Origin of the sequence: Pseudomonas sp. KnCO4 (assembly GCF_045344305.1) — a bacterium.
Classification (GTDB): Bacteria; Pseudomonadota; Gammaproteobacteria; order Pseudomonadales; family Pseudomonadaceae; genus Aquipseudomonas; species Aquipseudomonas anuradhapurensis.
The window spans coordinates 4,946,783-4,961,079 of sequence record NZ_CP174199.1 but is presented as its reverse complement, the minus strand read 5'-3'; the positions used below and the strand labels follow the sequence as shown (position 1 = coordinate 4,961,079).

Here is a 14,297-nt window from a genome sequence, read left to right as displayed (position 1 = left end):
CCCTGTAGGAGCGGCCTTGTGTCGCGATGGGCTGCACAGCAGCCCCCGAGGCCATCAGCCGTTACGCACCGCCGTGCGCGGATGGCGCTTGCTACGTACGAACTGGTAGGTCACCGCCAGCAGCACGAACCAGATCGGCGTTACCAGCAACGCCGAGCGCGTGTCTGCCTCCAGGCTCAGCAACACCAGAATGAAGGCGAAGAACGCCAGGCACACGTAGCACATGAAGCGCCCGCCAGGCATCCTGAATTTCGACGCCTGGTGCAGCGCCGCGCGGTGCTTGCGGTACTGCAGGTACGACAGCAGGATCAGCGTCCAGACGAACATGAACAATACCGCCGAAACGGTGGTGATCAGGGTAAAGGCTTCGATCACGTTGGGCACCAGGTAGATCATCACCGCACCCAGCAGCAGGCAGGTGCAGGAGAAGTACAGCCCGTTGGCCGGCACCGAGCGGCTCGACAGTTTCTCGAACGCCCCGGGGGCATCACCCTCCTGCGCCAGGCCATACAGCATGCGGCTGGTGGAGAACACGCCGCCGTTGGCCGACGAAGCCGCCGAGGTCAGCACCACGAAGTTGATGATGCTTGCCGCCGCCGGCAGGCCGGCCAGCACGAACAGCTCGACGAACGGGCTCTTGCCCGGCACCACATCGCGCCAAGGGGTCACGGCCATGATCGCGATCAGGGCCAGCACGTAGAACATGATGATCCGCACTGGGATCGAGTTGATCGCCCGTGGCAGGGTGCGTTCCGGGTTCTTCGCTTCGGCGGCGGTGGTGCCCACCAGCTCGATCCCGACGAAGGCGAACACGGCGATCTGGAACCCGGCAAAGAAGCCCATCAGGCCGTTGGGGAACATGCCGCCATCGTTCCACAGGTTGGCCAGTAGCGCAGTGCGCCCACTGGGCGATGTGAAGCCGCTGATGACCATGTACAGGCCGGTCGCGACCAGGCCGAGAATGGCGACGATCTTGACCAGGGCAAACCAGAACTCCAGCTCACCGAACATCTTCACCGTCACCAGGTTGAGCGAAAGCAGCACGCCCACGCAGGCCAGCGCCGGGATCCACTGAGGCAGCTCGGGGAACCAGAACTGGGTATAGGCGGCAATGGCGACCACGTCGGCGATGCCGGTGACCACCCAGCAGAACCAGTAGGTCCAGCCGGTGAAATAACCGGCCCAGGGGCCCAGCAGGTCGGCGGAGAAGTCGATGAACGACTTGTAGTTGAGGTTCGACAGCAGCAGTTCGCCCATGGCGCGCATGACGAAGAACAGCATGAAGCCGATCAGCATGTAGACGAAGATGATCGACGGCCCGGCCAGGCTGATGGTCTTGCCCGAGCCCATGAACAGGCCGGTGCCGATGGCGCCGCCGATGGCGATCAGCTGGATGTGACGGTTGGTCAGGTTGCGTTGCAGATGTGGCTCATCTGGCGGAGTGGGTGAAGTTTGCGTCATGGGCTGCATTCCATTGGACAATCGGTCGTCTTGGCGGAGGTAGCCGGGTAGGCTAACACGCACGTTCCAGATTGGCGCGCGACAGATCGACTCGACTTTTGGGTAGCAGGGTTTTGCCTGTGCCGGCCTCTTCGCGGGCTTGCCCGCTCCCACAGGTCCTGCGCTAGGCCTGAGGGCAGCGCGGTACCTGTGGGAGCGGGTTTACCCGCGAAGGGGCCGGTGCAGGTCATCACTCAGGCATTGACTAACACCCGGCGGCGCCTGACCACCAGGCTATCCACCAGCCACATCACCACCATCGACACCCCCACCAGCGGAAACACCAGCCCCAGCACCAGCATCACCGCCACTGCCGCCTTCCAGCGCGGCAGGTCATGGCGCAGCGGTGGCACGCCCAACCCGCCTTGCGGCCGGCGCTTCCACCACATCACCAGCCCGCTCACCGAGCCCAGCAGGATCATCAGGCACACCAGCAGGATGATGACTTGGTTCAGCGCCCCGAACATCTTGCCTTCATGCAGCATCACCCCCAGCTCGGTGGCCCGCGCTACCGTGCTGTAGTCCTGCCAGCGCACGTCGGCCAGGACCTTGCCGGTGTACTGGTCGACATGCAGGGTGGCGTCGTTGCGGGGGTCGTCGGCGAACACCGCGATGGTGAACACACCGTCGGCCGTGGTCGGCAGGGTGATGCTGTAGCCCGGTTCGACCTGGCGCGCGCTGGCGATGTCCTCGACCTGTTGCACGCTCACCTGCGGAGCGGCGGGCCGCTCCGACATCAGCTGATGCCCGGCGTGTTCGGCGTGCGCACCGGACTGCGGCATTGGTGTGTTCTCCACTGCCCAAGGCACGGTCTGGCGGTGCGCATTGTTCAATTCGCCCGCCTGCTGGTCCGACTTGGGTACGTCGTTCCACATGGCCGCCGGAAAGCGGTTCCACAGATCGGCGTATTGCTTGCCCCACAGGCCGGTCCAGGTCATGCCGCTGAGCAGCATCAGCAACAGCAAGGCCGAGCCCCAGAAGCCCGTCACCGCATGCAGGTCGCGCCACAACAGGCGGCCGCGCGCCGATAGCCGTGGCCACAGTACGCCAGCGCCGTTGCGCCCGCGTGGCCACCACAAATACAAGCCGGACACCACCAGTACGATGCCCCAGCCCGCAGCCAGCTCCACCAGGCGGTCGCCGAGCGTGCCAACCATCAATTCGCCATGCAGGGCGCGGGCAATGGCCTGCAGGTTCTGCTTGCCGTCCTGCTCGCCAAGGATCCTGCCGCTGTAAGGATCGACGAACACGTTCAGTTCACGCCCACCGTCATGCACCACGAACTGCGCGCTGCGCTCGGCGTTCAGCGGCGGCAGGTACTGGCCGACGTGGCCCTTGGGATAGGCCTGGCGCACTTCGGCCAGCAGCGTGTCTGCGCCCTGCCGGTGATGGCCGGCTTCGACCACCATCAGGTCGCGGTACAGCAGCGGGTCGAGTTGCGGCTTGAACAGGTAGATGATCCCGGTAACCGCCAGCAGGATCATGAACGGGGCCACGAACAGCCCGGCATAGAAATGCCAACGCCAGGCCAGGTTGTAGAAATTGATGCGTGTTCCTCTCATGGGAACCTCCAGTTTTACCAGCTGATGGGCGCAACACCAGGTTGCGCCCGCGGTTGTTGTCAGAAGCTGAAATCGACCTTGGTCCAGAAGGTCCGGCCTGGCTCGTTCACCGGTTGTGGGTCGGTGGCCGGGTAGCCGAACCCGGCGTTGCCGGCCAGGTTCAGGTGCTCGGCGTAGGTCTTGCCGAACAGGTTGTCGACCCCGGCGCTGAGCTTGAGGTGGTTGCTGACCTTGTAGGCGCCATTGAGCGAGAACACGCCGAAGCCGGCGCTGTCGTCGTAGTCCTTGCCGACCACGTTGCCCAGGTTCTCGGCGATGCGGTTCTGCGCCGCCACCAGCCGCCACAGTGCCCCCACGCTCCACACATCGCGGCTGTAGGTCAGGCCCAGGCGGCTCTCGAGGGGCGGCATCTGCGGCAGTGCCGTGCCGTCACTGCTGTTCTTGCCCCAGGCGTAGGCCAGGGTGGCGTCGGCCTTCCAGTGGTCGGTCAGTTGATAGGCCGCCCCCAGTTCGCCACCCATGATGCGGGCGTCGATGTTCCGTGCCTGCGAAGTGCTCATGCCCATCATGCCGCTGCGGTAGTCGAACAGGATGTAGTCGCGGATCTGCCCGACATAGCCCGAAGCCCAGGCCTCAAGGCGCTCGGTGCGGTACTGGATACCGAAGTCGAGCTGGGTGGTCTTCTCTGGCTTGATACCGTCGAAGGCATTGGCCGCACCGGGTGGTGCCAGCTTGGGTGAGAACAGCTCCCAGTAGTCGGGGAAGCGCTGGGCATGGCCAAGGCCGACATAGGTGGTGGCCGGGATGGCTGCCAGGTCGTGCTCGTAGCGGACAAAGCCGCTCGGCAGGGTGTCGGCGCGGGTGTCGCCGTTGGTCGCGCTGTTTGCGCGGAAGTCGCGGGCCGAGGCGCGGTCCAGGCGGGCACCGGTAATCAGGCGGTCTTCACCGCTGACGTACCAGGTCAGTTCGCCAAAGGCGCCGTAGTTGTGGAAGTCGGCGTCCTTGGTCCAGGCCTGGCCCTTGTGCGCGTCCACGCCCATGCCGCCGCGTTTGCGGTGTTCGTTGGTCTGCGCATCGATGCCACCGATCAGCTGCACATCGGCCCAGCGCCAGGTGGCCTTGATGCGTGCGCCCAGGGTGCGGCGGTCGACGTTGCTGACCATGGGCATGCCCATCATGCCGCTGCCCGACGGCGTGCGCAGGCTGTAGTTGTCCATCACATGGTCAGCGTAGTTGTAGTAGACCTGCGTCTCGACCTTGTCGAGCACCTCGCCGAGGTTGGACTTTTCAAAACGCAGCCCCAGGCTTTCGCGCTTGAACTGCGAGCCGTCCATGCCGCGCCCGGCATAGCGGGCCTCACCGTCGCCCTTGCCGGCGGTGAGCTCCAGCAAGGTGTCCTGGTCGGGCGTCCAGCCGAGGGCGACATCGCCGTTCCACTTGTCCCAGCGGGATGGCACGGTGTTGTCGCTGCCGTCGTGGTAGTCATCCGAGCGCGACTGGTTGCCGACAAAGCGGGCGTAGGCCTGGCGGTTGCCGGCGGCGGCGTCCAAGACCTTGTCGAAGCGGCCGTTGGAGCCGGCCAGCAGGCTGGCGTTGACCCGGCTGCCGAGGCTGCCGAACCGCTCCGGATCGCGCTCGAAGAGGATCGTGCCTGCCGAGCCGCCTGGGCCCCAGATCACGCTTTGCGGGCCTTTGATCACGGTCAGGCGGTCGTAGGTTTCCGGTGAAATGTACGAGGTGGGGGCGTCCATGCGGTTCGGGCAGGCGCCGAGCATCAACCCGCCATTGGTGAGGATGTTCAGGCGCGAGCCGAACATGCCGCGCAGTACCGGGTCGCCGTTGGTACCGCCGGCGCGGATGGCGGAAAAGCCCGGGATGGTTTTCAGATAGTCGGCGCCGTCGCTGGCCGGCACGGGCTGGCGCGGGTCTTTCGGGTTGGTGACCACGGTCAGCGGCGAACTTGGGGCTACGGCGGTGATTACCGTCGGGCTCAGCTCAGGTGCGTCGTGGGCATGGCCTTCATGGCCGGGTTCGGCGGCCAGTGCTACGGGCGCGAGCAGCGAGCCGCACACGGCGGCGAGGGTCCCACGCAGGGACCAGGCAAAAACAGGGGTGCAGCCGGACATAATGATTCCAGTCGATCAGTCATGAGTCGGCACGAAGCCGCCTGGCTCCGTACAAAAAAAATGGTGTGGTCAGACGTTGATCGAGGAGGGAGGGGCGCGGCTGCGCGCGCCGGGGAATACAGCCTGCCGGGCATGGCCCTGGCGCGTGGGGGCGAGCAGTTGGGTGGTGGGTAAGACACTGTCGGCGCTGAGCGGGCTGAGCGCCTGCGGCAGGGCCGGGCAGTTGAACAACAGGCTGCAATAACCGCACTTCTCCCACATCACATGCAGCTGGCCATCGCCAGCCTGGCCGTGATGGGTGTCGCCAGCATGCTGATGGCCGGCCGCCATCGGCATGTCCATCGGCATGCTCATGCCGGCAGGGTGGTCCATCGGCATCGACTGGGAAATCAGCGGGCCGATGAAGATCATCCACATGGCGAACAGGCTCAGCCATACGCCACCGGCGCGCCTGCGGTCAGGGCGGGTGGTACGGCTGTGGCTGTGGCGCGGCAAGCTCATGGCGAGTGCCTGGCAGCAGGTGTCAGTGCGCGTGTTGGTGGGCTTGCGGCGGGTCCGCTGGCGCCTGCTTCTGCACCGCCACTTCGACGGTGACGTTGCCGGCCTTCTCGAAGTGCAGGGTCAGCGGGAAGCGCTTGCCATCGCTGAGCAGGCTACGGTCCTTGGGCTGCATCAGCATCACGTGGTAGGCGCTGGGGGCGAAGGTCAGGTCCTTGCCGGCGGGCACCACCACGCTGGGCACCTGCTGCATTTTCATGGCGCCGCTGGCGCTCATGGCATGTTCGTGCAGCTGCGCGTCGTCAGTGATGGGGCTGTCGACACCGAGCAGGCGGTCGTCGACCTGGCCATTGTTGTGCACCACAAAGTACGCCGCGACGTTGGGCGCGTTGGGGGGCAGCTGCAGCGACCAGGGGTGGGCGATATGCAGGTCGCCCACGCTGTATTCGTGGGCATTGGCAAAGGCGCCGGGCAGCAGCAGGGCGGCCATGACGAGGGCGTGCTTGAGCATGGTGAATCTCCGTTTCTGTTCAGGTTCAGGCAGACAGCGTGATGAACTCAGGCCAGCGGAGAGGCACGGGGGTTGAGCGCCGGCCAGAGTTGGCGCGGCGTGGGTCGATTAGCGGCGGCAGGTGGCGGCAGCCCGGCGAAGCGTATCGGCGGGTTGTGCAACTGCGGCGGGTAACTGGGCAGGGCCAGCAGCGGCGCGGCGCCAGAGCAGCACCAGCAATTCATCAGGCTGGCGCTGTCGTCGCTCTGCGGGCCGAGGTCGATCTTGGCCAGGGCCTGGACGTCGACCTTGGCCTTGTTGGCCATGCTGGAACAGAAAGCCCCCCACAGCAGCTGTTCGGCCGGGCCTTTGGGCGCAGCAGAGGACAGCGGCATGGCCAGCAGGTTGAACAGCACTGCGAGGCAGGCTATCCAGGCGATGTGCCGACGTGGGGGCATGGAGAGATCCGGTCAGGAATCGTGGTGGCTATTGTACGGCCGAGTATAGGTAAAAAAGACCGGGTGCGGTGAAGTGACGCAGGCGGATGGTTTCGGCGAGGGGATCGCCGCATGGTCAACATGCACGGTCCTGGTGGGAGCGGCCTGGTGTCGCGAAAGGGGCGCCAAGCGCCCCCGGCATGTTCAAGCCTTGCCGCGCCCCATCAACCCGCGCACGGTCTCTTGCAGGTCCGCCGGCAGCACCACCACCTTGGCATTGCTGCTGCCGGCCAGGTTCTCCATGGCCCCGACATAACGCTCGCCCAGCAGGTACATGGCCGGCACGGTTTCGTTGCCCACCGCGTCCTTGACCAGGGTGATCGCCCGTGCCGAGGCTTCGGCCAGGCTGACCTGCGCCTCGGCATCCAGCCTGGCCGCCTGCAGGCGTGCTTCGGCCTCGAGGATCGCCGCCTGCTTGGCCCCTTCGGCGCGGGTCACATCGGCCTTGCGCTCACGTTCGGCGGCCGCCTGGCGCTCCATGGCCAGTTGCATGTTCTCGGAAGGCTTGATGTCCTGGATTTCCACCGAGCGCACGGTCACGCCCCAATCTTCGGTCTGCTCGGACATGGCTTCACGCAGGCGCGCCTTGATCTGCTCGCGGCTGGACAGCGCTTCGTCCAGGTCCATGGCACCGACGATGGCGCGCAGCGAGGTCATGGTCAGGCTGGTGACGGCGAACGAGAAGTTCTGCACGCCGTAGGAGGCCTTCTGAGGGTCGACCACCTTGGCGAAGCACAGGGCGTTGGCGACGATTACCGCGTTGTCCCGGGTGATGATTTCCTGCTCTTGCACATCGAGGATGATGTCCTTGGTCGGCAGGCGGTAGGCGACCACGTCCATGTAGGGGATGACGATGTTCAGGCCGGGCTTGAGCGTGCTGTGGTAACGGCCAAGGCGCTCGACGATCCATTCCTCGCCCTGGGGCACGATCCGCACCCCCTTGAACACGGTGATCAGGACGAACAGGGCGATGGCGGCGACGACGATGAGGCTGGTCATGACAGGCAATTCCTTTTGGTGCAGGTTCAGGCCCGGATGACCCGGGCGGTATTCCCTTCGATGGCGGTAAGGCGCACCCGCTCGCCGGCGGCGATCTCGCTGTCGGCGATGCAGGTCCATTCTTCGTTGCCGAGAACTGGCTTCTGGAAGCGTACCCGGCCTTTCTGGAATTCCGAGACGGCAGCGGTCAGCAGCCCGACCTCACCAATCACGCTGTCGGCGGTCCAGCGTACATCCGGTTTGCGCCGGAACAGCTTGAACCACAGTGCCGTGGTGACTGACGAAAGCACCACCCACAGCAACACCTGCATGTCCAGATGCAGGCTGGGAGCGGCCAGCGAGATGAGCGAAACCAGCACGGCACCGATGCCGAACCAGAGGATGAAGAACGTCGGCAGGACTAGTTCGAGCAGCATCAGCGCGATGCCGAAGACCAGCCAGATCCACCATTGCATGTCCATATGGGTAGCGCCTTCCAGGGGGAGAAGGCGAGTTTAAGGCAGCAGGGCGGCAGAGAGCCACCTGAAGGCTGAACGAAAAGCCCGAAATGGCTGTAGGACTATCTTCTGAGAAGTGACGCAATCTCGTGTAGGAGCGGCCTTGTGTCGCGATCGGGCTGCGCAGCAGCCCCAGCAATCTTGTGTGCCAGTGCTGAACGCCTGGGGCTGCTGCGCAGCCCGATCGCGACACAAGGCCGCCTACAGGCCGAGTGCTGCAGCCAGGTCAGGCAGCGATTCGAATACCCGGTCCACCGCTGGCAGCACCGGGCGCTTCAGCACCAGCACCGGCACGCCCAGCTCCCGCGCCACCTCCAGCTTCGGTTCGGTCGCCACGCTGCCGCTGTTCTTGCTGATCAGCACATCGATGCCACGACGCTGGAACAAGGCCCGCTCATCGTCGATATGGAACGGCCCACGCGCGCCAATCACTTCACAGCGCTCGTTGCCAGGGCACGCTTCCAGCGCGCGCAAGGTCCAGAACTGCTCGGGCGGAATTTCAGCCAGGTGCTGCAGCGGCTCACGCCCCAGGGTGAACAGCGGCCTGCGGAACGGCTTGAGGGCGTCGATCAACCCGGCCCAGTCGTCGACCTCGCGCCAGTTGTCCCCCGGCTGTGCCTGCCAGGCCGGGCGGCGCAATGCCCAGCAGGCGATACCGGCACTACGCGCCGCGATGGCGGCATTGCGGCTGATCTGCGCGGCGTAGGGGTGGGTGGCATCGATCAGCAAGCTGATGCCCGCCTCGCGCAGGTAGCCGGCCAGGCCCTCGGCACCGCCAAAGCCGCCTACCCGCACCTGGCATTGCAGGTCCTGCGGCACGCGGCCGATGCCGGCCAGGCTGTAGACGTGCTGCGGGCCAAGGCGGCGAGCGATGGCCAGGGCTTCGGTGATGCCGCCCAACAGCAGGATGCGCCCGTTCATGGGACGCCCGCCCGGCCAACGATGCCGCCCTGGCGGTCGATGGCGAACACCTCCACCTGCACCTCGGCCGGCACGATGCTGCGGGCGAAGGCCAGGGCATGGGCGCAAACCGCATCACCCAGCGCAATGCCGGCGGCATGCGCCAAGGCCAGGGCCTGCTGGCTGGTGTTGGCTGCCCGGATCGCCGCCTGCAGCGCTTCGTCAGCGCCGATGTCTGCAGCCCAGCCGGCCAGTTGCGGCAAGTCGATGCTGGAATGACGGCTGTGCAGGTCCATGTGCCCGGCCGCCAGCTTGCTGATCTTGCCGAAGCCGCCACACAGGGTCAGGCGTGGTACTGGCACCTTGCGCAGGTGCTTGAGCACCGCGCCGACGAAGTCACCCATTTCGATCAGGGCGATTTCCGGCAGGCCGTAGACCCGGCGCATGGTGTCTTCGCTGGCGTTGCCGGTGCAGGCGGCAATATGCGTGTAGCCATTGGTGTGGGCGACGTCGATGCCCTGGTGGATCGAGGCGATGTAGGCCGCACAGGAAAACGGCCGGACTATGCCGCTGGTGCCGAGGATCGACAGCCCGCCGAGAATACCCAGGCGCGGGTTCATGGTTTTCAGCGCCAGTTGCTCACCGCCCTGCACATTGACGGTGACCTCGAAACCACCGGCATAACCGCATTCGTCCGCCAGGCTTTGCAGGTGTTCGCTGATCATGCGCCGCGGCACCGGGTTGATGGCCGGCTCACCCACGGCCAGCACCAGCCCCGGGCGGGTCACGGTACCGACGCCGGAGCCGGCGACAAAGCGGATGCCCGCTTCGGCCAGCAGGCGCACCTGGCTGTAGAGCAGGGCGCCGTGGGTCACGTCCGGGTCGTCGCCGGCATCCTTCAGCGTCCCGGCTTCGGCGCTATCGCCGTTCAGGCGGCAGAACTCCAGGCGCATCTGCACCACCTTGCCCTTGGGCAGGGTGATACTCACGGCATCGCTGCTTGTGCCGCTCAGCAGCAGGCGAGCGGCCGCCAGGCTGGTGGCGGTGGCGCAACTGCCGGTGGTCAGGCCGCTGCGCAGGGGGGCGGGCTGTTCACGGGTTTCTTCACGCATCGGCGGGCTTCACGATGTCCAGCAGGGTGATTGGCAGCGCCTGGCGCCAGGTCTCGAAGGCGCCCAGTGGTTGGGCATGCGCGACGTGGATGCGGGTCAGCTCGCCGCCGTGGCGTTCGCGGAACTGCGCCAGGGCCAGTTCGCTCTGCAGGGTCACTGCGTTGGCTACCAGGCGGCCGCCGGGGCGCAGGCTTGCCCAGCACAGGTCGAGCACGCCGTCGCAGGTGACGCCGCCGCCGATGAAGATGGCGTCGGGCTGTTCCAGGCCGTGCAGGGCTGCCGGGGCCTTGCCGCGAACCAGTTGCAGGCCGGGTACCCCCAGCGCATCGCGGTTGTGCTCGATAAAACCCTGGCGCCCCTCGTCGGCCTCGATGGCCAGGGCCCGGCAGGCGGGGTGGGCGCGCATCCATTCGATACCGACCGAGCCGCAGCCCGCGCCGACGTCCCACAATAGTTCGCCTGGCTGTGGTGCCAGGCGGGCGAGGGTAATGGCACGGACATCACGCTTGGTCAGCTGGCCGTCGTGGCGGAAGGCGCTGTCCGGCAGCCCGGCGAGGCGGTGCAGGCGAGGGGCATGTGGCGCGGCCCGGCATTCGATGGCCACCAGGTTGAGCGCAGCGACCTGGGCATGTGGCCAGTCATCGGCGGAGCCGGACAGTTCACGTTCCGCTGCCCCGCCCAGGTGCTCGAACACCCGGAGCCGGCTTGGCCCGAAACCACGCTCGCGCAACAGCGCAGCAATCGCCGCCGGGCTGTCGCCGTCGTTGCTCAGCACCAGCAGGCGCACGCCACTGTGCAGCTGGGCACTCAGTGCCGACAGCGGGCGGGCGACCAGTGACAGCACCTGCACGTCCTGCAGTGGCCAACCCAGGCGGGCGGCGGCCAGGGCGCACGAGGAGGGCATCGGTAGCACGTGCATTTCTGTTTCAGGCACCTGGCGTGCCAGGCTGGCACCGACGCCGTAGAACATCGGATCGCCGCTGGCCAGCACGCATACCGGCTCGCCACGCAGGGCCAGCACCGGGGCGAGGGAGAACGGGCTCGGCCAGCCCAACCGCTCGCCGGCCACGCAGCGCGGCAGCAGGGCCAGCTGGCGCGGGCTGCCGAAGATCCGTGCCGCGCCCAGCAGCGCGCGCCGGGCCTGCTTGCCCAGGCCGCTGAAGCCGTCTTCGCCGATGCCTACTACTGTCAGCCAGGGTGCCATGTATACCTCTTCAGGATCTTGGGGGCCGCTGCGCGCCCCATCGCGACGCAAGGCCGCTCCTACCGAGGTGCGGTGATCCTTGAGGGAGCGGCCTTGCGTCGCGATGGGATGCACAGCGCTCCCAGAATTTCAGCGCAAACTCGAATGGTGCTCGACCACCGGCTTTTCATGCCGCCGGACAAAGCAGGCATAATACCGCGCCTTCTACACTCAAGCGCATTTTCACAGACTGCCGGATACCCCATTGACGCAGGTCCATACCCCCCAAGTAACGCCCCGCCCCTCGGCTTGTCCGGGGTTGTGGCGTATCGTCAGTGCCCGGGATGGCGGTATTTGCCGCATCAAGCTGGCGGGCGGCCTGCTGCTAGCCGACCAGGCCGACGCGGTGGCGATGGCAGCCGAGCGTTTCGCCGGCGGTGTGATCGAGGCCACCAACCGCGGCAACCTGCAGATCCGCGGCATCGGCAGCGACCACCCGGGCCTGGTCGAGACCTTGCTCGCTGCCGGCCTGGGCCCGCGTGATGCCGCTGGCGACGATGTGCGTAACCTGATGCTCAGCCCGCTGGCAGGCCATGACCCGGCCATGCTGCTGGACGCTCGGCCGCTGGCCGGGCAGATCCTCGACCTGCTGGAAGGTACCCCGCGCTTTCATCAGCTATCGGCCAAGTTCGCCGTGCAGCTGGATGCCGGCGAGCGCCTGGCCATGCTCGAACATCCCCATGACCTGTGGCTGTCGGCCCTGCATCTGCAGCAGCAGACCTGGCTGGCGTTCGGCCTGGCGGGTTGCCCGGCTGACGGCCAGGTGCTCGGCGCGGTGCCACTGGAGCAAGGCCTGACACTGGTGCGTGCCGTGCTGGAACGCTTCCTCGACCTGGCCACCCCGGCCCAATCGCGCATGCGCCAGTTGCTCGCAGTGTGTTCGCCAGGTGATTTCATCGACGGCCTTGGCCTGGCCATCCGCCGCGATGCCGCCGTGCTCGGCTGGCGACGTGAAGCGTACGACGCCCCATGGCTGGGTGTGCTGCCCCAGGCGCAGGGGCTGGCCTTGGGTGTTGCCCCGCCACAGGGCCGCCTGACCCCGACCATGCTGCGCGGGGCCGCCCGTGTCGCCCGGGAACTGGGCGATGGCAGCCTGCGCCTGAGCCCTTGGCAAAGCCTGGTGCTGACCAATATCCAGGCGCAAGCCGTCGCCCAGGCCCAGGCCGCCCTGTCCGCCCTGGGCCTGCTATGCCACGCCCATGAGCCGCTGGCCCGAATCAGTGCCTGCACCGGCAGCAGTGGCTGCGCCAAGGCCCTCGGCGAAACCAAGGCCGACGCCGTTACCCTGGCCGCGCTGCTCGGCCCGGGTGCGCCCGGCAGCGTGCATTTGTCCGGTTGCCCCCGATCCTGCGCCGTGGCCCATGTTGCCCCGGCCACCCTGCTGGCCCGCTCGCCGGGCCGTTATGACCTGTACCTGCGTGATGCCAGCCAGCCGGGCTTCGGCGCCCTGCGCGCCACCGACCTTACCTTGAATGAAGCAGGCGCCATGCTCGACCTGCCGACGGAGCACCTTGATGATTGACTACATCCGCGATGGCCAGGAGATCTATCGCAATTCCTTCCGGATCATCCGTGAGGAAGCCCGACTCGAGCGGATTCCCGCAGACCTCGAAAAGCTCGCCGTGCGGGTGATCCACGCCTGCGGCATGGTCGAGGCCATCGATGGCCTGCAGTTCTCCGAAGGCGCCGGCCGCGCCGGGCGCGAAGCGCTGCAGAGGGGGGCGCCGATCCTGTGCGATGCGCACATGGTGGCCGAAGGCATCACCCGCGCGCGCCTGCCAGCCGACAACCAAGTGATCTGCACCCTGCGCGACCCGAGCGTGCCGGGCCTGGCGAAAGACGCCGGCAATACCCGTTCCGCCGTGGCCCTGGAGCTCTGGCGGCCGTACCTGGAAGGCAGCGTGGTGGTGATCGGCAATGCCCCGACTGCATTGTTCTACCTGCTGGAAATGCTCGACGCCGGTGCGCCCAAGCCGGCATTGATCCTCGGCTTCCCGGTCGGCTTCGTCGGCGCCGCCGAATCCAAGGCGATGCTCGCCGCCGACAGCCGTGGCGTGCCGTTCGTGATCATGCAGGGCCGCCTGGGCGGTAGTGCGATGGCCGCCGCTGCGGTCAACGCCCTGGCCACGGAGGTGGAATGATGGCGCCGCGTGGACGTCTGCTCGGCCTCGGCGTAGGCCCTGGCGACCCTGAACTGATCACCCTGAAAGCCCTGCGCCTGCTGCGTGAAGCGCCGGTGGTCGGCTATTTCGTGGCCAAGGGCAAGCGCGGCAATGCCTTTGGCATCATCGAGGCGCACCTGCAGCCCGAGCAGACCCTGCTGCCGCTGGTCTACCCGGTCACCACCGAAGCCCTGCCGGCGCCGTTGTCCTATGAACAGGTGATCAGCGATTTCTATGACGAGGCCAGCGTGCAAGTGGCCGAGCACCTGGATGCCGGCCGCGACGTGGCGGTGATCTGCGAAGGCGACCCGTTCTTCTACGGTTCCTACATGTACCTGCACGACCGCCTGGCGCAGCGCTATGAGGCCGAAGTGGTGCCCGGCGTCTGTTCGATGCTCGGTGGTGCCTCGGTACTGGGCGCGCCGCTGGTGTATCGCAACCAGAGCCTGTCGGTGCTGTCTGGCGTGTTGCCCGCCGAAGAGCTTCGTCGTCGCCTGGCCGACGCCGATGCGGCGGTGATCATGAAGCTTGGCCGCAACTTCCCCAAGGTGCGCGAGGTGCTGGCTGAACTGGGCCTGGACGGCCGCGCGCTGTATGTAGAGCGGGCGACCATGGCCAACCAGAAGATCGTGCCGCTGGATCAGGTCGACCCACAGTCGTCGCCGTACTTCTCGCTGATCATCGTGCCGGGTGAAAAATGGCAGGGCTGAA

14 protein-coding genes are annotated in these 14,297 nt (G+C 66.6%); 3 read left to right on the top strand and 11 right to left on the bottom strand.

The genetic code is table 11. The annotated features are described in order from the left end of the window. Positions 1 to 54: 54 nt before the first annotated feature. The 11 genes from cycA to cbiE form a co-directional block, all read right to left on the bottom strand. Positions 55 to 1,461 carry a D-serine/D-alanine/glycine transporter gene (gene cycA, locus ACJA3S_RS22955; RefSeq protein ID WP_406820106.1) on the bottom strand — a complete coding sequence of 469 codons (1,407 nt, stop codon included), beginning with the start codon at positions 1,459 to 1,461 and terminating at the stop codon, positions 55 to 57. Between the two features lie 233 nt (positions 1,462 to 1,694). Further along, positions 1,695 to 3,062, bottom strand: coding sequence for a PepSY-associated TM helix domain-containing protein (locus tag ACJA3S_RS22950; RefSeq protein ID WP_406820105.1), 1,368 nt, complete (start codon positions 3,060 to 3,062; stop codon positions 1,695 to 1,697). A gap of 59 nt (positions 3,063 to 3,121) precedes the next feature. Next, on the bottom strand, positions 3,122 to 5,188 hold the full coding sequence (locus ACJA3S_RS22945) for a TonB-dependent copper receptor (protein WP_406820104.1): 2,067 nt from the start codon (positions 5,186 to 5,188) through the stop codon (positions 3,122 to 3,124). Positions 5,189 to 5,257: 69 nt separating this feature from the next. Then, positions 5,258 to 5,689 carry a DUF2946 domain-containing protein gene (locus ACJA3S_RS22940; protein ID WP_406820103.1) on the bottom strand — a complete coding sequence of 144 codons (432 nt, stop codon included), beginning with the start codon at positions 5,687 to 5,689 and terminating at the stop codon, positions 5,258 to 5,260. Between the two features lie 22 nt (positions 5,690 to 5,711). Further along, on the bottom strand, positions 5,712 to 6,197 hold the full coding sequence (locus ACJA3S_RS22935) for a copper chaperone PCu(A)C (protein WP_406820102.1): 486 nt from the start codon (positions 6,195 to 6,197) through the stop codon (positions 5,712 to 5,714). Positions 6,198 to 6,244: 47 nt separating this feature from the next. Next, a complete protein-coding gene (locus tag ACJA3S_RS22930; protein ID WP_406820101.1) occupies positions 6,245 to 6,634 on the bottom strand; it encodes a DUF2946 domain-containing protein in 390 nt (129 codons plus the stop codon). Positions 6,635 to 6,817: 183 nt separating this feature from the next. Next, a complete protein-coding gene (locus ACJA3S_RS22925; protein ID WP_225779396.1) occupies positions 6,818 to 7,672 on the bottom strand; it encodes an SPFH domain-containing protein in 855 nt (284 codons plus the stop codon). A gap of 26 nt (positions 7,673 to 7,698) precedes the next feature. Continuing rightward, positions 7,699 to 8,133 carry an NfeD family protein gene (locus ACJA3S_RS22920; RefSeq protein WP_406820100.1) on the bottom strand — a complete coding sequence of 145 codons (435 nt, stop codon included), beginning with the start codon at positions 8,131 to 8,133 and terminating at the stop codon, positions 7,699 to 7,701. Positions 8,134 to 8,370: 237 nt separating this feature from the next. After that, positions 8,371 to 9,090 (bottom strand): cobalt-precorrin-6A reductase, encoded by a 720-nt coding sequence (locus tag ACJA3S_RS22915; protein WP_406820099.1) that lies wholly within the window; start codon positions 9,088 to 9,090, stop codon positions 8,371 to 8,373. Then, positions 9,087 to 10,181 (bottom strand): cobalt-precorrin-5B (C(1))-methyltransferase, encoded by a 1,095-nt coding sequence (locus ACJA3S_RS22910; RefSeq protein WP_406820098.1) that lies wholly within the window; start codon positions 10,179 to 10,181, stop codon positions 9,087 to 9,089. The genes ACJA3S_RS22915 and ACJA3S_RS22910 overlap by 4 nt, the downstream gene beginning before the upstream one ends. Continuing rightward, positions 10,174 to 11,385 (bottom strand): precorrin-6y C5,15-methyltransferase (decarboxylating) subunit CbiE, encoded by a 1,212-nt coding sequence (gene cbiE, locus ACJA3S_RS22905; protein ID WP_406820097.1) that lies wholly within the window; start codon positions 11,383 to 11,385, stop codon positions 10,174 to 10,176. Before cbiE ends, ACJA3S_RS22910 begins: the two co-directional genes overlap by 8 nt. Positions 11,386 to 11,614: 229 nt before the next feature. Between cbiE and cobG the strand changes: the two genes are divergently transcribed. From cobG to ACJA3S_RS22890, 3 genes are read left to right on the top strand one after another with little or no spacing between them, the layout of a single operon-like run. Continuing rightward, positions 11,615 to 12,946, top strand: a complete 1,332-nt coding sequence (gene cobG, locus ACJA3S_RS22900) for a precorrin-3B synthase (protein WP_406822293.1) — start codon at positions 11,615 to 11,617, stop codon at positions 12,944 to 12,946. Then, a complete protein-coding gene (locus ACJA3S_RS22895; protein WP_170032925.1) occupies positions 12,939 to 13,565 on the top strand; it encodes a precorrin-8X methylmutase in 627 nt (208 codons plus the stop codon). Before cobG ends, ACJA3S_RS22895 begins: the two co-directional genes overlap by 8 nt. Beyond that, the gene (locus ACJA3S_RS22890) at positions 13,562 to 14,296 is read left to right on the top strand and encodes a precorrin-2 C(20)-methyltransferase (RefSeq protein ID WP_170032923.1); all 735 of its coding nucleotides are present in this window, start codon (positions 13,562 to 13,564) and stop codon (positions 14,294 to 14,296) included. Before ACJA3S_RS22895 ends, ACJA3S_RS22890 begins: the two co-directional genes overlap by 4 nt. The last annotated feature ends 1 nt before the right edge of the window (position 14,297 follow it).